The organism is Brevibacterium antiquum (assembly GCF_016107655.1).
Taxonomy (GTDB): domain Bacteria; phylum Actinomycetota; class Actinomycetes; order Actinomycetales; family Brevibacteriaceae; genus Brevibacterium; species Brevibacterium antiquum.
The window spans coordinates 199,520-220,757 of record NZ_JABASX010000002.1 but is presented as its reverse complement, the minus strand read 5'-3'; the positions used below and the strand labels follow the sequence as shown (position 1 = coordinate 220,757).

The 21,238-nt window shown below is 63.7% G+C and carries 16 protein-coding genes; 7 read left to right on the top strand and 9 right to left on the bottom strand.

Features of this window, described 5'->3' with window-relative positions; translation table 11 throughout:
* Nucleotides 1-127: 127 nt before the first annotated feature.
* The gene (locus tag JFC13_RS04275) at nt 128-883 is read right to left on the bottom strand and encodes a response regulator (RefSeq protein ID WP_269769990.1); all 756 of its coding nucleotides are present in this window, start codon (nt 881-883) and stop codon (nt 128-130) included.
* Nucleotides 884-1,051: 168 nt separating this feature from the next.
* Here JFC13_RS04275 and JFC13_RS04270 point away from each other — a divergent pair, with 168 nt between their 5' ends.
* The 4 genes from JFC13_RS04270 (at nt 1,052) to JFC13_RS04255 (ending at nt 6,150) form a co-directional block, all read left to right on the top strand.
* On the top strand, nt 1,052-1,981 hold the full coding sequence (locus JFC13_RS04270) for a hypothetical protein (RefSeq protein WP_198395867.1): 930 nt from the start codon (nt 1,052-1,054) through the stop codon (nt 1,979-1,981).
* Entirely contained in the window at nt 1,978-4,008 is a 2,031-nt protein-coding gene (locus JFC13_RS04265; RefSeq protein ID WP_198395866.1) for a sensor histidine kinase, read from the top strand. The genes JFC13_RS04270 and JFC13_RS04265 overlap by 4 nt, the downstream gene beginning before the upstream one ends.
* Before the next feature lie 106 nt (nt 4,009-4,114).
* Complete coding sequence (locus JFC13_RS04260) at nt 4,115-5,488, top strand: sensor histidine kinase (protein ID WP_198395865.1); 1,374 nt, start codon at nt 4,115-4,117, stop codon at nt 5,486-5,488.
* The gene (locus tag JFC13_RS04255) at nt 5,485-6,150 is read left to right on the top strand and encodes a response regulator (protein WP_198395864.1); all 666 of its coding nucleotides are present in this window, start codon (nt 5,485-5,487) and stop codon (nt 6,148-6,150) included. The genes JFC13_RS04260 and JFC13_RS04255 overlap by 4 nt, the downstream gene beginning before the upstream one ends.
* 17 nt (nt 6,151-6,167) lie before the next feature.
* Here the strand turns inward: JFC13_RS04255 and JFC13_RS04250 are convergent, their stop codons facing one another.
* Both JFC13_RS04250 and JFC13_RS04245 read right to left on the bottom strand, forming a co-directional pair.
* The gene (locus JFC13_RS04250; protein WP_198395863.1) at nt 6,168-6,929 is read right to left on the bottom strand and encodes a 3-hydroxyacyl-CoA dehydrogenase; all 762 of its coding nucleotides are present in this window, start codon (nt 6,927-6,929) and stop codon (nt 6,168-6,170) included.
* 166 nt (nt 6,930-7,095) lie between these two features.
* On the bottom strand, nt 7,096-7,698 hold the full coding sequence (locus tag JFC13_RS04245) for an NADPH-dependent FMN reductase (protein WP_226833596.1): 603 nt from the start codon (nt 7,696-7,698) through the stop codon (nt 7,096-7,098).
* A gap of 304 nt (nt 7,699-8,002) precedes the next feature.
* Here JFC13_RS04245 and JFC13_RS04240 point away from each other — a divergent pair, with 304 nt between their 5' ends.
* Nucleotides 8,003-8,665 carry a TetR/AcrR family transcriptional regulator gene (locus JFC13_RS04240; protein WP_198395862.1) on the top strand — a complete coding sequence of 221 codons (663 nt, stop codon included), beginning with the start codon at nt 8,003-8,005 and terminating at the stop codon, nt 8,663-8,665.
* 107 nt (nt 8,666-8,772) lie between these two features.
* Here JFC13_RS04240 and JFC13_RS04235 read toward each other — a convergent pair whose 3' ends face one another.
* The 4 genes from JFC13_RS04235 to JFC13_RS04220 form a co-directional block, all read right to left on the bottom strand.
* Nucleotides 8,773-10,527, bottom strand: coding sequence for a dipeptide ABC transporter ATP-binding protein (locus tag JFC13_RS04235; protein WP_198395861.1), 1,755 nt, complete (start codon nt 10,525-10,527; stop codon nt 8,773-8,775).
* The gene (locus JFC13_RS04230) at nt 10,527-11,564 is read right to left on the bottom strand and encodes an ABC transporter permease (RefSeq protein ID WP_232488180.1); all 1,038 of its coding nucleotides are present in this window, start codon (nt 11,562-11,564) and stop codon (nt 10,527-10,529) included. Before JFC13_RS04230 ends, JFC13_RS04235 begins: the two co-directional genes overlap by 1 nt.
* Nucleotides 11,564-12,655, bottom strand: coding sequence for an ABC transporter permease (locus JFC13_RS04225; RefSeq protein ID WP_096178050.1), 1,092 nt, complete (start codon nt 12,653-12,655; stop codon nt 11,564-11,566). Before JFC13_RS04225 ends, JFC13_RS04230 begins: the two co-directional genes overlap by 1 nt.
* Nucleotides 12,656-12,881: 226 nt before the next feature.
* Complete coding sequence (locus JFC13_RS04220) at nt 12,882-14,513, bottom strand: ABC transporter substrate-binding protein (protein ID WP_198395860.1); 1,632 nt, start codon at nt 14,511-14,513, stop codon at nt 12,882-12,884.
* Between the two features lie 348 nt (nt 14,514-14,861).
* On the opposite strand from JFC13_RS04220, the gene JFC13_RS04215 reads away from it, so the two are divergent.
* The gene (locus JFC13_RS04215; protein ID WP_198395859.1) at nt 14,862-16,400 is read left to right on the top strand and encodes an alanine/glycine:cation symporter family protein; all 1,539 of its coding nucleotides are present in this window, start codon (nt 14,862-14,864) and stop codon (nt 16,398-16,400) included.
* A 241-nt stretch (nt 16,401-16,641) separates the two neighbouring features.
* On the opposite strand, the gene fbaA is transcribed toward JFC13_RS04215, so the two are convergent.
* On the bottom strand, nt 16,642-17,664 hold the full coding sequence (gene fbaA / locus JFC13_RS04210; protein WP_198395858.1) for a class II fructose-bisphosphate aldolase: 1,023 nt from the start codon (nt 17,662-17,664) through the stop codon (nt 16,642-16,644).
* A gap of 192 nt (nt 17,665-17,856) precedes the next feature.
* Entirely contained in the window at nt 17,857-19,653 is a 1,797-nt protein-coding gene (locus JFC13_RS04205; RefSeq protein ID WP_198396081.1) for a BCCT family transporter, read from the bottom strand.
* A gap of 252 nt (nt 19,654-19,905) precedes the next feature.
* Here JFC13_RS04205 and JFC13_RS04200 point away from each other — a divergent pair, with 252 nt between their 5' ends.
* A complete protein-coding gene (locus JFC13_RS04200; RefSeq protein WP_198395857.1) occupies nt 19,906-21,225 on the top strand; it encodes an MFS transporter in 1,320 nt (439 codons plus the stop codon).
* Nucleotides 21,226-21,238 lie beyond the last annotated feature (13 nt).

Sequence of the window (21,238 nt, the reverse complement as noted above, 5' to 3'; positions counted from 1 at the left end):
GGAGCACCTTAGATGGACGTTTTGGTCGGATCTAGCAGCGATTCTTCTGCCCAAAACGTCCAGCTAAGAGCACTTCGAGCGTGCCTGCGGCTCTCGGGCGCTGGGAACTCGGGCACTCCCTAGAGTTTCAGCTGCCGGCGACGACCAGCCCGGATTCGTAGGCGGCGACGACGATCTGGGTGCGATCGCGCAGTCCCAGCTTCGACAGGATCCGGGACACGTGGGTCTTCACCGTCTGCTCGGCCAGGAACAGGTGCGCAGCCACCTCGGCGTTGGCATGGCCCTTGGCCACCAGCGTCATGACGTCGATCTCACGGTCCGTCAGCTGCCCGAGGACGGCAGTGTCCTTGGCGACTTTGGGCCCGCTCACGTACTCGGAGATGAGACGGCGGGTCACGGACGGCGCCAAGAGCGACTGACCGTCGGCGACCACGCGCACAGCTGTGATCATGTCCTCGGCTGTGGCGTCCTTGAGCAGAAACCCGCTCGCTCCCGCGCGCAGTGCCGAGAACACGTACTCATCGGCATCGAAGGTGGTGAGCATGATGATCTTCGGGTGGTCCCCAGGCATCGAAAACACCGCCCGAGTGGCATCCAAGCCGTTGAGCTTCGGCATCCTGATGTCCATGAGGATGACGTCGGGCGAGGTTCTGCGCACGAGGTCGACGACCTGCGAACCGTCCTCAGCACTGCCGACGACACTCATGTCCGGCTGGGCATCGAGGAGGGCTCCGAACCCCTGGCGAACCATGGCCTGGTCATCAACGATGGCGACCCGCGTCGTCTCGGACGAGGGCGGCGGCACCCCGTCGCGCGCAATCGATCCCGGCGCGGGACTCGGCGTTGGGCTCGGACTCGGACCTGACGCTCCTGCTTCTGGCATGCTCTTACGCTACCCGACCCGCACTGCCGGAGACCTTCGAAAGCCCGTGAAATCAGGCGAACGACTCCCTGCCTGCGCCGATTTCATCCGAAAGTAGCACTCCTGCGTCGGCACAATCACTCCTTCGTATGATGCGCCCCATGACACCGGGTCCTTAGCGTGCACACCATGATCATCACCGCGATAATCCTCGCCACGCTCGCAGCCTTCGCCTTGGCACTCGGCACGCACTTCCAGCAGTACGCCGTCGCCACCATGACACCCGGGCCCAAACGTCGTGCAACCTGGGTCACGGGCCTGGGACTGATGGGCATGGTGACCGTCCTCAACGTCATCGCCCTGGGACTCGGCCCCGTCGCCATCGTCCAACCCATCGGCGCGATCTCCCTCGTCTTCGCCACGCTCATCAGCCGCCGGTACTTCGGCCTGCAGCTCGGCGCCCCACTGCTCATCAGCATCGGGGTGACGATGTTCTCGATCTTCGCGTTCGTGACCACCTCGGCGCAGTTCTCCCACGAACTCGTCGCCACGGAGGAATCGGTGACTTGGCTGCTGGCGCTCCTCGTCGCCCTCAGCGTCTTCGGCGCACTCTTCGCACTCAGCCGGGCCGGGCACATCCCACGAGTCATCATGACCGGCATCATCTTCGGCACCGTCGCCGCCGCGACCCACGTCCTCGCCAGGACCGTCGTGACCGAGGGCCTGCCCGATTTCGAAACATCGGGCTCGCGGTGGTGGATGATGCTGGCAGCCGTGGCCCTCGCCTCGGCGGTGGGATTCTGGCTGGTCCAGACCGCCTACGCCTCTGGTCCTCCGGAGACGGTGCTCGCAGGGCTGACCGTCATCGACCCGATCGTGGCGGTGGTCATCGGCGCCGCCTTCTTCGGCGAGTATGCGGGCCTCACCCCCGTGGCCATCGGCCTGCTGCTGCTCGCCGCGGGCGGTGGGATCGCCGGGGTCTGGATGCTCTCGCAGTTCCATCCCCGCGTCCTCGAATCGAAAACGGCCTCCACAGGCCGCATCCCCACAGACGTTCCCGCACACCTCTCACCAGAGCCGCGAACACCGGCTCACAATAACCAAGGAATCCGATCATGAACCAGACATACACTGATGCGCCTTCGTGGCCGAGCACGTACTCTGAGAACGTGCCCCGTCACCCAGATACGCCGCCGCAGACCCGGTCATGGTGGTCGCGGATGTGGCACAACCTGGGCCGGGATGCCATCCTCGTCCTCCCCGGATTCTTCATCTCCCTCATCGGGTTCATCGTTCTCATCACGATGTTCTCGCTCTCAATCCCCACTATCATCATCTGGATCGGCGCCCTGCTCCTGCCTGTGACTCTCTACGTCGCGACCGGGTTCGCGAACCTCTCCCGGGCCCGCGCCCGGCAGTGGGGAGCCCCCATCGCCGAGGTGGTCCATCGTCCCCGTGGGCACGGAGTCAGCGGGTGGTTCGGTGTCATGGCCGAAGGACGGCGTTGGCTCGATCTGCTCTTCGAGACGGTCTTCGCACTGCCCATCCGGCTCTTCACCTTCTCCGTGGTGATCCCTTGGTTCTTCGGTGCCCTTGGCGGAATGACCTACTTCTTCTGGGGACGGTTCCTTCCCTACGACAACACCGATCTCATCAGCTTCATCGCAGCATGGTGGAACGACACCTCCGTGGTGGCTCTGGGATTCGGCGCCGAGGCGACCTTCCAGTTCATCGCGGGACTCATCCTCCTCGTCACCTTCCCCTTCGTCCTGCATGCCATGGCCCGGTTGGAGATCGCAGCGATCACGGCTGGGCTGGCGCCCGGCCACGATGAGGTGACCTCGGCGGGAAAAGCACGAGCCGGTGATCCAATGGGCCACGCTTCCGACGGGACCGCCTCGGCGACTTCCGCGGGATCGCGAGTCCTGGGGTTACCGGCAGCCAACTCGTTTCTGACGCGGGCCGCCGGCGAGGGTTGGTTCTGGCTGATCAGCATCTTCGTCGGCGTGGTGCTCGTGGCCGTCGGATGGCCAGTGACTGCAGCGCTGTATGAATCGTCGACCGTCATTGCGATGCTCGTCGCCCTCGGCCAGAGCGGTGCACTGGTGCTCGCCGTGCGCAGACCGGTCGCCGCGATCATCGTCGGGCTGGTCTCGGCTGCGGCCGGAATCATCCTCACCGCAGACTCTTTCGGTCTGGTGTGGCCATGGACGGCGACGTCGATCCTCTCACTGCTCTTCCTCCACCTCATCATCGGGCTGCGGCACAGCTGGCTCCACCTCGTCATCCTGTGGTCACTGTCCACGGTGCTCGGCGTGCTGAGCCTGACCTTGCCCCATGCGGGAGGGCTGTCCGGGGCGCTGGCGAATGTCATCACGACGGTCTCGCTCACTGCAGGGATCTCGATCGTCGCGGTCATCGGCAATCTGTGGATTCGCGGTCGCACTCAGCTGGCCACGGAGCGACAGCTCAGTGCCGAGCAGCTGGCCAAGCGTCAGGAGCTCGAGGAACGCAACAGGATCGCCCAAGAACTCCATGACGTCGTCGCTCACAGCATGTCCGTCATCAGCGTCCAGGCCACCACGGCCCGCTACCGACTGCCCGAACTCGATACCCGAAGCGTTGAGGAGTTCGACTCGATCGCCGGCTCCGCTCGACAGGCGCTCAATGAGATGCGCGGTCTGTTGGCGATTCTGCGCGGTGGCCGTGATGCCGATCTGGCTCCGCAGCCGATGATCGATGACATTCCCGACCTCGTCGAGGCCACGCGCGGTTCGGGCGCCGAGGTGGAACTCGACTTCCCCGCAGCTCCGCTCCCCCTGCACCCGACCACCGGGCTGACCGCCTTCCGCCTCGTCCAGGAGGCCCTGTCGAATGCTCTGCGCCATGCTCCCGGTGCACCAGTGAGGGTATCCGTTCGCACCGATGACTCGCAGCTGTGGGTGGCCGTGGTCAATGGGGCGCCGGACCGGCACCGATCAGACAGGCCCGAACCCGATCGGGACAACCCCGCTGCGGGCCACCTCAGCGGTGGATTCGGCCTCAAAGGCATGCGCGAGAGGGTCGAGGCCCTCGGCGGAACACTGCACGTGGGCCCGACTGTCGACAGCGGTTTCGAGGTACTCGCGACCTTGCCCGCGGACTGAAGCCTCGGGGCGGATGGGAGTCGGCGAGGGCCGTTGGCCATCCGAGCGGTTGATCTCATCCTTTCGGGCGACAGCGTCAAGCGAGCGTGAGCGGTAGCCTCGAAGAGTGAGACTTCGACCCGACCGGCGCGCCCTGACCCATGCCCTCCTCTGGACGGGCATCTCGACGGCCATCGGCGTGTTCGCGCTCATCGTCATCGTCGGTACCGAATGGCCGGATTTCGAGGAGGCGGGTGCCCGCACCGGAGCGCTCGGTGCCGAACTGTTCATCCATATCCTCTTCGGCCTCATCTCTTTGGCCTGCCTACCCATCGTCCTTGCCTTCGACGGACGGACGATCCCCCGCAGATCACTGCGCCCCAAGGTGATTGCGGCCGAAAAGCTGCGCGATTTCCTCACGAACACTGGTCGCGGCGGCGTAGAATTCCTCGCCTCGGACGGCTCCGTCGAATCCCTGCAGCGTCGGCCCGGCGGCTGGGTTCCGGTGGCGGTCGGATTCCTCGGCATCGTCACCGGTACGATCGGCGTCCTCGGCGCATTCGCCGGACTGCTCATCCTCATCACCCTCACGTCTCGACGCAGCTGGTCACTCGACTTCACCTGCCTCGCTGCCGCGATCATCTCCCAGGGCCTGACGTACACGCTCACCCCGACGGCGGTCGGAGCCTTCGAACTTCCACTGTTCCTCGTCAACGGAACCGTCTACGCAATGATCGTCGTCATCGGCGTCATCCGCGGATCCCGCGAACAAGGGCTCATCGACACCGCCGCGCAGACGCTTCTGCGCGAACGCTCGCGCCAGGACCGTGCCGTCGCTGAGGTGCGGCGCGGCATCGCCCGCGACATGCACGATTCGCTGTCACACCATCTCAGTGTCATCGCGATGTACTCGGGTGCGCTGTCCGTTCGCCGGGACCTCGATCCCGAGTCCGTCCATGAGAGCGCCCGGCTCATCGCCAGCAGCGCCCGACGGTCCGGAATCGAACTGCGCGAAGTGCTCACGATGCTGCGCGGAGACGACCAAGGCACAGTGATCGACCCCGATATCGACCGCCTCGTCGCCGAGGGCCCGGACACGGTGACGCTCGACTACGCCCAGCCTCTGGTCTCCGAGTCGCTGCACTCCCTGGGCACCCTCGAACGCACGACGATCTACCGCTTCGTCCAGGAGGCGATGACCAACGCCTTCAAACACGCCCCCGGACAGTCCCTGGCCATCACCATCAGCGACGGTGAAGGAGAGGCAGCAGGCGATTGGATCGCACTGACCGCACGCAATCGCTACCCCGACAACCCGCTCGGTTCCACGGTGCACGAAGCGCACAGCCGAAAACAGTACATCGCCGGCTCCGGCCTGGGGATTCTAGGTCTCAAAGAAAGGATGGAGGCGATGGGAGGCGATCTCGACGTCACGCACTACCCCGACTTCGAACTGCGCGCACGGATCCCCGTCCAGAACGTGGAGGAGACGCACGCATGAGCATCAGAGCCGTCATCGCCGACGACGAGTCCCTTATGCGTTCGGGCCTGCGCCTGCTCCTCGGCGCAGCCGATGACATCGATATCATCGCCGAGGCGGCCAACGGTGCCGAGGCCATCGAACTCGCCCGCGAGCTGAGTCCAGACCTCATCCTCATGGACATCCGCATGCCGATCATGGACGGACTCGAGGCCACCCGGACGCTCATGGCGCAGGCCTCGCGCCCCGAGGTCCTCATCCTCACCGCTTTCGGCACCGACGAGTTCGTGCTCCAGGCTCTGCGTTCGGGTGCGGCCGGCTACATCCTCAAGGACACCCCTCCCGAAGAGCTCATCCACGCGGTCCGGGCGGCGGCGAACGGCACGCGGGCCCTGTCCCCCGCGGCTATCGACACATTGCTGGGACGGACCACCACCTCGGCGCGGGATGCGGGCGGAGCCGCTGTGCCGCGGAACCCGAACGCACCGGATCCGCTGGAGCCGCTGACCTCACGTGAACGCGAGATCGCCGAGGCGGTTGCGCAGGGGATGACGAACGCTCAGGTGGCGCGGGCGCTGTTCGTGTCAACGGCTACGGTCAAGACCCATCTGGCGCGCATCTTCGACAAGCTCGACGTCAGCACCAGGGTCCAGCTGGCCCTGCTCGTCAACGAGTGGCGTTGAGCGCGGAGTGGATCAGATCATTTCGGGGCCATGCGGATGGCGCCGTCGAGGCGGATGGTCTCGCCGTTGAGCATCGGGTTGGCGACGATCGATTCGACGAGCTGCGCGTATTCGGCGGGCTTGCCCAGCCGAGAGGGATGGGGAATCGACTTCGCCAGAGACTCCTGAGCCTCTTCGGGCAGACCGGCCATCATCGGGGTCTCGAAGATACCCGGTGCGATCGTCACGACACGGATCTGTGAGGAAGCAAGTTCGCGTGCCATCGGCAGCGTCACCGAGGCGATTGCGCCCTTGGACGCGGAGTAGGCGATCTGTCCGATCTGACCGTCGAAGGCCGCGACCGAAGCGGTGTTGACGATGACGCCGCGTTCCTCACCCACATTCTCCTGCGCCTGCATTGCGGCGGCGGCGAGGCGGCACACGTTGACCGTGCCCACGACGTTGATGCCCAGCACCTTCGAAAACGCGTCCAAAGCCAGTGGGCCCTTGCGCGAGACGAGCTTGCCGGGAGTCGCAACTCCCGCGCAGTTGACGACGACGCGCAGCTGCCCGAGACCGGTCGCCATGTCGACGGCGGCCTGAACCTGCTCTTCGTTCGTGACATCGGCGGAGACGAAATGAGCGCCGTCACCCAGTTGCGATGCCACCTGCTGACCCACCTCGGCGTTGAGATCGACCATGACGACCTGAGCGCCGGCGGCCAGGAGCCGTTCCGTGGTGGCGCGGCCGAGCCCGGAGGCACCGCCGGTGACGAGTGCGACTGTGTTGTTGAGATCCATGAGCATCCTTCGCATGGCTGAGGTGAACGTTTGAGTTGGTTCGACTTTAACGCAAGTCCGTCGGGTCCGGAGACGACGAAGCCCGCCGACCATTCGGTGCGGCGGGCTTCGGACGTGTCAGCTGCTGAGGAGGGACTGCCTCATCCGCAGGGTGCGCTGAGGAAGGTCAGGCTGCCTGCTCTTCGGAGGCGGAATCCTCGCGCACGGACTTCAGGGCCTCGCCCCAGGACACGAGGTCATCGGCCATCGAAGCGAACGGAGTCGCGGAGACCTCGGTCGGGGTGAAGACGCCATCGGCGAAGTCGGTGAAGAGGCTGAAGGAGGCCTGATCACGGACGACAGCGAGCTTGTAGTTGGCGAGGATGTGGCGCAGGTGCTCGGCGGCACGCACGCCCTTGTCGGCGCCGTAGTTCACGATGCCGGCGACCTTGTGGTTGAACTCGCTGGCCACGAAGTCCAGGGCGTTCTTCAGCGATCCGGAGATCGAGTGGTTGTACTCAGGGGTGACGAAGATGAAGGCGTCGAATTCGGCGAGCTTGGCGCCCCACGCCTTGGTGTGGTCGTTCTGGTACATGTTCGCGCCAGCCGGAATGACCTCGTCGAGCAGCGGCAGATTGAACTCACCGAAGTCGACGATCTCGGCGCGCACGTCCTCGCGACCAGCCAGCTGGTCCTTGGCCCAGGCGACGACCTGCGGATTGAGTGCCTGCGGGCGCGAAGTTCCGGGAATGATGGCGATGTTGAGCATGTCCGTCCTCAGTTCATTCATAGGGTGCAATGTCAGGTGATGCTGGTTTCAGGTGATCGGCACCGGCAGTCTTCGTCCGTGCCATCCACATCTGCCCAACATGATTGAACCGTCAATCATTCCCGTTCTACGCTGTGATTGGCGTCACTTCTGACAGCCTGTCTGGGGTGGGCCCGGCACTTGCCGGACGCAGCCAGCGCACACCTCGGCGGCGCGAGATCCGCGAATTCTGGCCGGAAACGGCCAATGTCAGCCCAACGTCATGTATCCTCGGTTGGCAAGTGAAAGATTGTTCGATATCCGACCGTCAAGGAGCATAAGCACCGTGAGATCAACCAACGGCCGCAACAACATCCTCCGCTCGGCTCGGGACACGTTCGCGGCGAAGGGATTCGATGGCGCGTCCATCCGCGATATCGCGCAGGCTGCCGGACTGAGCCTGTCCGCACTCTACTATTACTTCCCGTCCAAGCAGGAAGCTCTCTACGAGCTCGTGCACACGGCATACTCCTGGTACAGCGAGCACAGCCGAGCCGTCATCTCCGAGGTGGGAGATGATCCCACCGAGCAGCTGACCGTGGCCGTGCGCTACCTGGCCCGGTACCGCATGGAAAATGTATCGGTGTCCACAGTGCTGTTGCGCGACACGGAGCGACTGACCGGTGACAACGCCGCCCGCGTCAAAGAGCTCCAACAGGAGGCGCGAGTCATCATGGGCAACATCGTCCAATCAGGCATCGACGCCGGAGCATTCCACGTCGACAGCGCCCAGCTTGCGACACGTGCGATCCACTCGATCTGCAATTCGCTCTCGCTCTGGTACCGCCCGACCGGCGACCTGACGCCCGACGACATCGAACGCGACTTCACGCAATACTCGCTGCGTATCCTCGGCATCGACCCCTCGAAGACCGAGCTCGACCGCCTGCTTGCTCTGCCCGTCAACCAGGCAGGCATGCTCGACTTCATCTCCGACGACCAGGCCTGAGCACCCAGCAAACACGCCCTCCCAACTACCTGACGGCGGCCCAGCAACCTCGCGCGAGGTTGCTGGGCCGCCGTCAGGTAGTTGTAGCGGGTGGAGTGTGCTCTGACTCAGCCGGACGTGGTGCGCAGGCTGCGGGCCAGTTCGCGGCGCTCGGCCTGCTCGTCAGGGTCGGGAACCGGCAGTGAAGCGATGAGCCGCTTCGTGTAGTCATTGCTCGGCGACCCGAGCACCTGCTCCCCCGTGCCCTCTTCCAGCAGCTCACCGTGGAACAGCACTCCGATGCGGTCGGAGAGCATGTCGACGACAGCCAGATCGTGGCTGATGAACAAGGCCGCGAAGTTGAACCTGCTCTGCAGCTCCACGAACAGTTCAAGCACCTTGGCCTGCACCGACACGTCCAGGGCAGAGGTCGGCTCATCGGCGACGAGCAGCTCCGGATCGAGTGCCAGACCACGGGCAAGGGACGCTCTCTGGCGCTGACCGCCAGAGAGTTCGTGCGGGTACCTGGCACCGTAGGCACTGGGCAGCTGCACCGAGTCGAGCAGTTCGCGCACTCGCTGCTCACGGTCCCTCGGTGATATGTCCCGCTGGTGGATGGCGAACGGCTCCGCCACACACTCCCCGATCGTCAGGTGCGGGTTGAACGAGGCCGCCGGATCCTGGAACACGAACCCGATGCGGCGCCTGATCGGAGAGAAAGCACGTTCCTTGAATCCGACCATCTCGTGCCCGAGCACCTGGAGGCTGCCCCCGCTGGCCCTCGTCAGGCCGGCAATGGCGCGACCGATCGTGGTCTTGCCCGATCCCGATTCGCCGACCAATCCGTAGACCTCACCGGCCTTGATGTCGAAGCTGACCGAGGACACCGCCTGGAAGTCCGACCGTCCGAATCCTCCCGGATAGACGATGTCGAGATTGCGCGCAACGACGATGGAATCGCGTTCATCGCGAGACCTGCCGGCCTCCGCATCAGCGCCGGCGGATTCGTCAGCACGATCCTGCTTCGCCGAGGCGGCAGCGGCCTTACGGCTGCCGACGACCGTTGACCCCAAGCGGGGAACGGCGCCGAGGAGGTCGCGCGTGTACTGCTCCTTCGGATTGCTGAAGAGCTGCTTGACCGACGAGACCTCGACGAGGTCTCCGCGATACATCACGGCAACGCGGTCGGCGAGATCGGCGACAACGCCCATGTTGTGGGTGATGAGCACGATCGCTGTTCCCGTCTCATCGCGCAGGGCACGCAGCAGGTCGAGGATCTCTGCCTGGACGGTGACGTCGAGGGCAGTCGTCGGCTCGTCAGCGACGATGAGCTCGGCACCGAGGGCGAGCGCCATGGCGATGACGATGCGCTGCTTCTGTCCACCGGAGAATTGGTGCGGGTAGTAGTCGAAGCGGTTCTGCGCATCGGGGATGCCCACCTGTTCCATGGCGGCGATGACCTTGGCCTTGAGTTCGGCCTTGCTCGCCTTTCGGTTATGCGCACGCAGCCCTTCGGCGATCTGCCATCCCACCGTGTAGACGGGGTTGAGTGCCGTCGAGGGCTCCTGGAAGACCATCGACACATCTGTTCCGCGCATCTTGCGCAGCTGTTCCCCGGAGACGCTGAGCACGTCCTTGCCTGAGACGATGACTGCACCCGAACGCTGGGCGGTCTCGGGCAGGAGCCCGAGGATGGAGCGTGCGGTCACGGTCTTGCCGGAACCGGATTCGCCCACGATCGCGAGCACTTCGCCCGGGGTCACCGACAGAGAGACGTCCTTGACGGCGTGCACATCACCACCGTCGGTGGAGAAGGTGACATTGAGGCTCTCGACGTCGAGGATGGATTTGGCTGTGTTCGTTTCGTTCACGTTCTCACTCATCACTTGGCATCCTTCGTCTTCGCTTTGCGGCGCACCCGCAGACGCGGATCGTTGAGGTCGTTCATCGACTCACCGACCAGGGTGATGCCCAGGACCGTGAGCACGATGGCCAGACCCGGATAGACCGAAGTCCACCACACACCGCTGGTGACGTCGGGCAGTGCCTTGTTGAGGTCATAGCCCCATTCCGACGCCGAGGTGGGTTCGATTCCGAAGCCCAGGAACCCCAGTCCGGCCAAGGTCAGAATCGCCTCGGAGGAGTTGAGGGTGAAGATCAGCGGCAGGGTGCGTGTGGCATTGCGGAAGATGTGCTTCGAGATGATCCTGGTCTTCGAAGCCCCGAGGACGATCGCGGACTCCACGAAGGGCTCTGCTTTGAGTCGCAGAGTCTCGGCACGGACGACGCGGAAGTACTGCGGAATGAAGACCACGGTGATCGAGAACGCGGCCGCGGCGATGCCGCCCCACGCGCTCGACTGGCCCCCGGAGATCGCAATCGACATGACCAGAGCCAGCAGCAGGGTCGGGAAGGCGTAGACCGCATCGGCGATGACGACGAGGATTCGGTCAAGCCAGCCACCGAGGTAGCCCGAGACGAGTCCCAGGATGACACCGGCGAAGAGCGACATGATCACGGCGACGATGATGACGGCCACCGCGGTCTGGGCTCCCCAGACCACCCGGGAGAACACGTCGTAGCCACCTACTGTCGTGCCCCAGATGTGGGTTCCGCCGGGTGGCAGCTTCGATCCGAAGTTGCCGTCGGCGGTGCCCAGCTGATTGAACCCGTAGGGGGCGATGAGCGGGGCGAATACTGCACAGATGAGGACGATGCCGCACAGGATGAGTCCCGTGATGAGCATTCCTCGCTGCAGTCCGACCGACTGCCTCAAATGGGAGACGATCGGCAGGCGGTTGAACCAGGATTTCTTGGCCTTGTCGTCATACGCGATGGCGGGGACACCGGAACCAGGGGCCACCTCGGCGACGTTGTCATTGCTGCCAGGAGTCGGTGATGTGCTGTCTGGAGTGGACATCAGTACCTCACTCGGGGGTCGATGAAGGCGGCGATGACGTCGACGAGGAAGTTGGTCAGCGCCACGATGATAGCGAGGAAGACCACGATTCCCTGGACGGCCACGAAGTCACGGGCGGTGAGGTATTCGGCGAGCTTGAAGCCCAGTCCCTTCCATTCGAACGTCGTCTCCGTGAGCACGGCGCCAGCGAGCATCAGGGCGATCTGCATGCCCATGACCGTGATGATCGGGATCAGTGCCGGACGGTAGGCATGCTTGGTGACCAGCCGGAATTCGGAGATGCCGCGGGAGCGGCCCGAGTCGATGTACTGCTGACCCAGCGTGCCGATGAGGTTCGTGCGCACGAGCCGGAGGAAGACTCCGGCCGTGAGCACGCCGAGGGCGATGGCAGGCAGAACCGCGTGAGCGAGCACATCGCCGAGGACCTCGACGTTTCCGATCCGGATCGCATCGATGATGTAGAACCGGGTGGGACCGACCACGCCCGACATGATGTACTCGGTCTCGGTGGTGCCGCGTCCGGCGACGGGCAGGATGGGCAGGAAGACGCCGAAGACCAGCTTGAGGATCATGCCGGCGAAGAACACCGGGGTGGCGTAGCCGAGGATCGCAAGGATGCGAAGCGCGGCATCGGGTGCCTTGTCGCGGTGGTAGGCGGCGAGCATCCCGAGCGGGATGCCGATGATGAACGCGACGATGAGGGCGTAGAAGACGAGCTCGACGGTCGCGGTTCCGTAGTTGAGGAGGATCGACGACACCGGCTGTCCGTCGGAGATCGCGGTGCCGAAGTCGCCCTTGAGCAGATTGCCCATGTACTCGAAGTACTGGACGAGGATCGGTCGGTCATAGCCGGCGGCGTGGATGCGCTCGGCCAGCTGGTCCGTCGTCAGGCGCCCGCCCATTGATGCGGAGATCGGGTCGCCGGTGATCCTCATCAGGAAGAAGACGAGTGTGGTGAGGATGAAGATGGTGGGAATGATGAGGAGGAATCGGATGAGGACGTAGCGTCCCAGTCCGCCTCCCGAGGGCTTCTTCACCGCGACCGAGGTCTCGGCGGCTTCTGCCCCTGGTTCGCTGATGGCTGCAGTCATGTGTTCCTTCGTTGCTGGCGTCGACGCTTCAAGATCTCGCAGGCCGACGTGGTTCTCGTTCGGTGCCACAGGGTGCGGACACGGCTTGATGCCCGTGCGAATGCACCACGAGGTGCAGGTGGGCCAGACGGCTCACCTGCACCTCGTATCGACGATCAGTTCGTTGATCGTCGGAGCATCGCCGTGCGCACTCTCACGCCGTTGGCGACGAGTGTGGTTCGCGCTCTCACTTGCTCAGCAGTGCCAAACGGAACTGGAACGCAGGGTCGAGGGTGTCATCGACGCCCTTGACGTCCTTGCCGGACACCGCGATCTGGTTGCCCTGAAGGAGCGGCAGGGTCGGCAGCTCTTCAGCGAGCTGACCCTGGATCTTCTTCAGCGCTTCCGCGCGCTTGCCCTTGTCGTCGATGGAGGACTGAGCGTTCAGCGCCTTGTTCATCGACTTGTTCCTGTAGTTGTTGTCCAGGAAGCTCGGGGTCTCCTTCGTGTCGTAGAAGAACGGCACGAGATAGTTGTCGGCGTCCGAGTAGTCCGGGAACCAACCCAGCTGGTACATCGGGTAGGAGTCGGCGGTGCGGTCCTTGTTGTACTGCACCCATTCGGTCGACTGGAGGTTGACCTTGAACAGCCCTGTCTTGTCCAGCTGGTCCTTGACCAAGGCGTATTCGTCGCCCGATGAGGGACCGTAGTGGTCGGGGTTGTACTGGAGGTTGAGCTTGACCGGGGTCTTGACGCCTGCATCCTTGAGGGCCTTCTTGGCCTTGTCGACGTCGGCGCCTCCCTTCCCATCTCCGTATTCCGACTTCAGCGGCTCGTCGGCTCCCGGCAGTCCGTCGGGGACATGGGAGTACAGCGGGGTGAAGGTGTCCTTGTAGACCTGCGAGGCGATGGCCTGACGGTCGACGGAATCGGCCATTGCCTGGCGCACTGCCAGCGACTTCTTCTCATCGGCCTCATCGGTCTTCGCACCGAAGGGCATCGTGTCCATGTTGAACACGATGTAGCGGATCTCGCCACCGGGGCCCTTGTGGACCTTGAGGTCCTCCTTGGTGCCGAGGTCTTCGATGTCGGTGGCCGACAGCGATCGCCAGGCCACGTCGATCTTGCCCTCCTGGACCTCGAGCTTCATGTTGTTCGCGTCAGAGAAGTACTTCATCTGCACGGTCTCGGTCTTCGCCGGCTCGATGAAGCCTTCATAGTCGGGGTTGGCCTTGTAGGTCAGCAGCTCATTGAACTTGAAGCCGTCGATCGTGTAGGGACCAGCGAAGGCCTTGCCATCGACGATGGCCTGGTCTTCGGTGATCTTGTCCGGCTCGAACACGTCCTCATCGACGATCGGTCCCGCGGCGCTGGCCAGCACACCCGGCCAGGTCTGGTCGTTCTTGCGCTTGAGGTTGAAGACGACGGTCTGCTCGTCCGGGGTCTCGACCGACTTCAGACCGCCGAGGAGGGACGAAGGCCCGTTCGGATCCTGAATCTTCAGCTGTCGCTCGAAGGAGAACTTCACATCCGAGGAGGTGAGTTCGTTTCCGTTGGCGTACTTCAGCCCCTCTTTGAGTTTGACCTCGTATTTCGTCGGCTCACTGAAATCCGCTGATTCAGCGATGGAGGGATTGAGCTCTGCCGTGCCCGGCTTGTAAGCCAAGATGAACGGGTAGACCTGCTGTTCGACGAGCGAGCTTCCGTTGTCATAGGCACCAGCCGGGTCGAGAGCGACAACCTTGTCCGTGGTGCCCACTGTGAGGGAACCACCGCCCTCTTCGCCGTCTCCACCAGTGGTCGAGGTCGAGCATGCCGAGAGTAGCAAAGCGCCGGCAGCGGCGATGGCCACTGCCTTTGCACCAGTTCGACGTTTCATTGTGTTCCTTGTCATCCAAAGTGCTCTCCGTGTCGTCTTTGCTCGGAGAGATCCGCACCACATCTTACGGTTCGCGTCCCAAATAGTGAACTGCACAGTATGATTCGGCCCACTCTGTCACCACATTGAAATGTGCCGGCGGCCTCACGGAAATCGGCGTCCGGGCTGATTTTCCGGGCCGTGACCACCGGATTTGCGTCACGGGTCACAATCCGTTTGACTTATGAAGTCGATCACAGCGAAAGCCCATGCCCCTTTCGGTGATCGCCCAAATAAATGCTTGATCCAGCTCACTGCTGGATCCCGCCCATTGATCAAACCCGTCTTTTGCCTCCTGATAGGAGAAGCATGTCCGCAGTCCTCGAATGGCTCAACAGCATCATCTGGTCGTCTGCCCTCGTCTACCTGTGCCTCGGTGCCGGTGTCTACTTCACGATCCGTTCCCGCGCCGTCCAGATCCGACAGATCAAAGCGATCTTCACCCAGATGTTCCGTGGCAAGAGCTCCGATGAAGGTGTCTCCTCGTTCCAGGCCCTGGCGATATCGCTGGCCGGTCGTGTCGGAGTCGGCAACATCGCGGGCGTCGCCACCGCCATCGGCTTCGGCGGGCCCGGTGCCATCGTGTGGATGTGGATCTCCGCACTGCTGGGCGCGTCGACCTCCTATGTCGAATCCACTCTCGGCCAGGTGTTCAAAGAGCAGGACCCCAAGACCGGCGAATACCGCGGCGGCCCGGCCTACTACATCGAAAAGGCCTACCGCCACACCAAGGCCAGAGGCCTGTTCAAGGTCTACGGCATGATCTTCGCAGCAGTGACCGTCATGGCCATGAGCTTCATGCTCCCGGGCATCCAGTCCAACGCGATCTCCGGTGCCGTCGAGAACGCCTGGGGCACTCCGACCTGGGTGACTGCGATCATTCTCGCCGTGATCATGGGCTTCATCGTCATCGGCGGAGTCAAGCGCATCGCGCACTTCGCCTCGTTGGCTGTGCCCTTCATGGCCGTCATCTACATCATCGCCGCGATCGCCGTGACCCTGATCAACGCCGACCAGATCATCCCGGTCTTCGAGCTCGTGTTCAAGTCCGCCTTCGGCATCGACGCCGGACCAGAGGCCGCCTTCGGCGGAATCATCGGCATGGCAGTCCAGTGGGGCGTCCAGCGCGGAATCTACTCGAACGAAGCCGGTCAGGGCACCGGACCTCACGCTGCTGCCGCCGCCGAGGTCTCACATCCGTCGAAGCAGGGCCTCGTCCAGGCGGGGTCGGTCTACATCGACACCCTGTTCGTGTGTTCCGCAACCGCATTCATGATCCTCTCCACCGGCATGTACACGGTCTTCGGTGACGATGGTGAGACCATCATCGGAACCGGCCGCGGACAGATGGTCGAGTCGATCGCTGCGACTCCGGGCGAGAAGTGGCCCCAGGCCGGTCTCGACACGATGATCTCCGGCCTCGGTGCCGGCTTCATCGCGATCTCGATCTTCCTCTTCGCCCTGACGACGATCGTCGCCTACTACTACATGGCCGAGACCAACCTGGTCTACCTGTTGGGCCGGTTCAAGAACACCCTGCCGCTGACCATCGGCAAGCGCGTCCTGCAGGTGCTCATCCTCATCGCCGTCGCCGTCGGCGCGATGTCGGCCTCCGGCAGTGCCTGGGCGCTCGGCGATATCGGCGTGGGACTCATGGCATGGCTCAACATCATCGCAATCCTCTTCCTGCAGGGTCCGGCGTTCAAGCTCCTCCGGGACTTCGAGCGTCAGAAGAAGCAGGGCCTGGATCCGGTCTTCGATCCCAAAGCGCTCAACATCAGGAACGCTGATTTCTGGGACAAGCGCATGGCCAAGGTGAAGGCGGGAGAAGCAGTCTCGGAGGGCTGATCACACGCCGTCGGTGCCGATCGCAGGTCGGCATCGACACCGGTATCGGCACCGACACCGGCACCACAATTGGATACACAGCGATGAATGCTCGCGAGGTCCGGGACAATGGCGTCCCGGACCTCGCGTCTTACCGCTGTTGCTGTGTGTTCTCCACACGCCGCCGTGCTGCTGTGTCTCCACAAGCTGCCGTGCTGCTCAGGAGCTTCGGCGTGTACCGCCTACTTCAGGCTGGTGCCGCTTACTTCAGGCTGGTGCCGGCGGAGCCGAGGTTCTGGCAGGCTTCGACGATGCGATCGGCCATGCTGGCCTCTGCTGCCTTGCCGTAGGCGCGCGGGTCGTAGATCTTCTTGTTTCCGACCTCACCGTCGATCTTGAGCACTCCGTCGTAGTTGCGGAACATGTGCTCGACGACGGGGCGGGTGAAAGCGTACTGAGTGTCCGTGTCGATGTTCATCTTCACGACTCCGTGGCGCACCGCCTCGGCGATCTCCTCTGCGCTCGAACCCGAGCCGCCGTGGAAGACGAGGTCGAAGGGCTTGTCCTTGCCGACCTGCGCGCCGACGTCGGTCTGGATCTCACCGAGCAGCTCGGGACGCAGCTTCACATTGCCCGGCTTGTAGACGCCGTGGACGTTTCCGAAGGTCAGCGCCGTGAGGTAGCGACCTTTCTCGCCGGAGCCCAGGGCCTTGACCGTGGCCAGACCATCGGCGACCGAGGTGTAGAGCTTCTCGTTGATCTCGTTCTCAACGCCGTCCTCTTCGCCGCCGACGACGCCGACCTCGATCTCGAGGATCGAGTGAGCTGCCGCCGAGAGCTCGAGCAGCTCCTCGGCGAGGACCAGGTTCTCATCGAGGGGGACGGCCGAACCGTCCCACATGTGCGACTGGAAGTAGGGCTCGCCGCCGTTCTTCACGCGTTCGGTCGACAGAGCCAGCAGCGGCTTGACCCATTCTTCGACCTCCTTCTTCGGGGCGTGGTCGGTGTGCAGTGCGATGTTGACGTCGTAGCTCTTGGCCACCTCGGCGGCGAAGACGGAGAACGCGATGGCACCGCGGACGCGATCCTTGATCGTCGGGCCGGAGATGTACTCGGCACCGCCGGTCGAGATCTGGACGATGCCGTCGGATCCGGCCTCAGCGAAACCACGGATGGCCGCGTTGATCGTCTGGGAGGAGGTGCAGTTGATCGCGGGATAGGCGAAGCCCTCCGACTTCGCCCGGTTGATCATCTCGGAATACACTTCGGGGCTTGCAATGGGCATAGGGGCTCCTTAATCGGTGGATTCGATGCGCTTTCGGTTGCCCCCAGACTACTCGGTCTCCGGCTGGCGACAGAAGCACTCCCCGCCGTGCACACCAAATTCTCGTCGATGGCCTGTCCACCGACAGAGGCGACCCGGGTTTCACCCCAAGTCGCCTCTGTCGTTTCGGCAGTGCCGTCTGTGGCCGGCTGCCTAGTGAACGCCCTTGGGCTTCCGGTCCTCCTTGGGCCTCCTGCCCAGGACACCCTTGGTCCGCGACAAGCGGTAGTCGATGCGGGCATCGACCTTATCACCGAGGTACTCGTCGAAGTCATCGGCGATGTGTTCACCGACCTCATGGTAGCGCTGTCCGGTCTCGATCTCTCGGGTTCGAGCGGCTTCGAGCTGGAATGCCCGCACCGTGGATACCGCGATCAGTATCAGAATGATGCTGAAGGGCAGAGCCGTAGCCAGAGAGGCCGCCTGCAGTGCGCCCAGCCCGCCCGCCAGGAGCAGCCCGATCGCCAGCGCGCCCTCGAGTCCGGCCCACAGGATGCGGGACCATACCGGTGGGTTCGGATGTCCGCCGGAGGCCAGCATGTCGACGACCAGCGATCCGGAGTCCGACGAGGTGATGAAGAAGATCGCCACCAAGATGATGGCCACCACAGAGAGGATGCTGCCCATGGGAAGAGAGCCGAGCACGTCGAAGAGCACCTTCTCTGCGACGACTCCTTCCTCGGGATCGACGAGTCCGCCGGACCCGAAGAGCTCCTGGTAGATTCCTGAGCCGCCGAGTGCCGCGAACCAGATGAACCCGACGACGGTCGGCACAAGGAGCACACCGGCAATGAACTCGCGCACGGTCCGGCCACGCGAAATGCGGGCGATGAACACACCGACGAACGGCGCCCAGGAGATCCACCAGCCCCAGTAGAAGATCGTCCACGTCGAACTCCACGTGGCGCCCTCTTCACCGGTGTAGGCACCGACGTCGAAGGTCATGTTGAAGAAGTTCGCGAGGTAGACGCCGAGAGATTCGATGAGGTTCTGGAACAGGAACAGGGTGGGGCCGAGCAGCAGCACTGCGATGAGGAGCAGACCCGCCATCGACAGGTTGATGTTCGAGAGCCATTTGATTCCCGCACCGACTCCCGAGACCACAGACAAGGTGGCCAGGAATGTGATGATGACGATGAGGATGACGAGGAACCAGTCGCCGTAATCACTGACGACGCCGATCTCCTTGAGACCGGACGAGATCTGATTGACACCCAGACCGAGAGAGGTCGCAATGCCGAACACGGTGCCGAAGATGGCAAGGACATCGATGACATCGCCCATCCATCCCTTGACGCGGTGCCCGAGCAGCGGTTCCAGCGCCCATCGGATCGAGACCGGCCGTCCGCGACGGTGGATCGCGTAGGCCAGCGCCAAACCGATCACGGCGTAGATCGCCCAAGGGTGCAGCCCCCAGTGGATGAACGTCTGCGCCATCGCCAGCTTGGACACATCCGCCTCACTGCCCGACCAGCCCGGCTTGGGATCAGAGGTGGCGTAGGACAGCGGCTCGCCGACGCCGTAGAAGACCAGTCCGATTCCCATGCCAGCGGCGAAGAGCATCGCGAACCAGGAGAAGACTCCGAATTCGGGCTTCTCCCCGTCACGACCGAGCGTGATCTTTCCGAACTTCGAGAATCCGAGCACGATGGAGAAGATGACGAGGCCGCCGATGACGAGCATGTAGTACCAACCGAGGTCGGCGACGATCCAGTCGTTGATGCTCGTGAGGATCTTGCTGGTGCCATCGGGCAGGATGATCGCCAACACCGCGATGACCAGAATGGTGATCAGGGCGGGCCAGAACACGGCCGGGGCGACCATCCCCTTGCCGATGCGCACGCCTTGAGCTCGCAGCTTGGCGGTGATCGCGTCATCGTCATCATCCTCGGAGATCGATACATTCCGGGGCAGGTGCAGTCTGATCGGATTCGGCCCCTCGACCAGCATGTGCGGGTGGTCACGATCGCTTGTCGGCGCCGAGGCGGACGCTTCGTCCGCCCCAACGCTCTCCTTCTCGTCGGAGGTATCCATGAGGCCTTTCGCATTGAGTGGACGTGAACGTCAATCCACTCTGCCGCACCTCACCCTCGCTATCAAGCTATTCCCAGAAAACTGCCCGGAAAGTCCCCATATCCACAGTTCAACAGTTGGCCCCGGTCACCGACAGCGGCACTGACAACGATTGCGTACAGTGCAACCATGGAGACACAAGCGAGCACCCGTGGGAGTCGCCGATTCAGAATTCTCAGCTGGGCGCTCTGGGACTGGGGGTCGGCCTCCTTCAACGCGGTCATCATCACGTTTGTCTTCGCCCCCTATCTGACGAAGAGTGTGGCAGCGACCGAGGAGGCCGGGTCTTCGGCTCTGGGCTGGTCGACGGCCGCGGCCGGACTCGTCATCGCCCTGGTGGCACCGGCCGCTGGGACTCGGGCCGACTCCGGCGGGCGGCACAAGCTGTGGCTGGGAGTCCACACCGGAATCGTCATCCTCACGATGTTCGGGCTCTTCTTCGTCCGCGACTCCCCCGAGTATCTGTGGCTGGGCCTCCTCCTCATCGCCATGGGCAGTGTGTTCTTCGAATTCGCCGAGGTCTCCTACAACGGCATCATGGTCCGCATCACCGAGCCTGACAATGTCGGGAAGGTCTCCGGCTTCGGCTGGGGCATGGGCTACGTCGGTGGTCTCGTGCTCCTCGTCCTCCTTCTCCTCCTCGTCATCTCGCCCGAGGTGGGGCTCTTCGGAGCCGGCGACGAGGGCGGAATGAGATTCCGCGTCGTCGCCGCCCTGTCCGCAGTCTGGTTCGCACTCTTCGCGCTGCCGGTGCTGTTCACTGCGCCGAGCGCCAAGGTCGCGAACCCATCGTCGGGACACCCGATCCGGGCGTTCATCGCCGACTACGGCGCGCTGGTCCGCCGCCTGGTGCGAATGTGGAAGGAGGAGCACCAGACTCTGCGCTTCTTCATCGCCTCGGCGGTGTTCCGCGACGGGCTGGCCGCGATCTTCGCGTTCGCAGGTGTCCTCGCGGCGGGCAGCTACGGATTCTCAGCCTCGGAGATCATCATCCTGGGCGTAGCTGCAAACGTCGCAGCCGGCACCGGTGCCATGATCGCCGGTCATTTCGATGACAGGCTCGGCCCGAAGCCCGTCATCATCACCGGACTCATCATCATCCTCCTCGGCGGCATGCCGATCCTCTTCAGCGATACCGCAGCCGTGTTCTGGGTCTGCGCGCTCGTGCTCAGCTTCTGCGTCGGACCTGTGCAGGCGTCGAGCAGGTCCTTCCTGGCCAGGATCACCCCGCCCGAACGGGCCGGAGAGAACTTCGGGCTCTACGCCACGACCGGTCGCGCAGTGAGCTTCCTGGGCCCGGCCATGTTCGCGGTCTCGATTTCGATCTTCGGCTTCCAACGAGCCGGCACATTGGGGATCCTGCTCGTGCTCTTCATCGGCCTGCTCCTCATCATCCCGGTCAGGCCCGATGCCCCGGCCAAGTCGATGCAGGCGCAGGTCGAGGGGTGAGATGCAGCTTTGC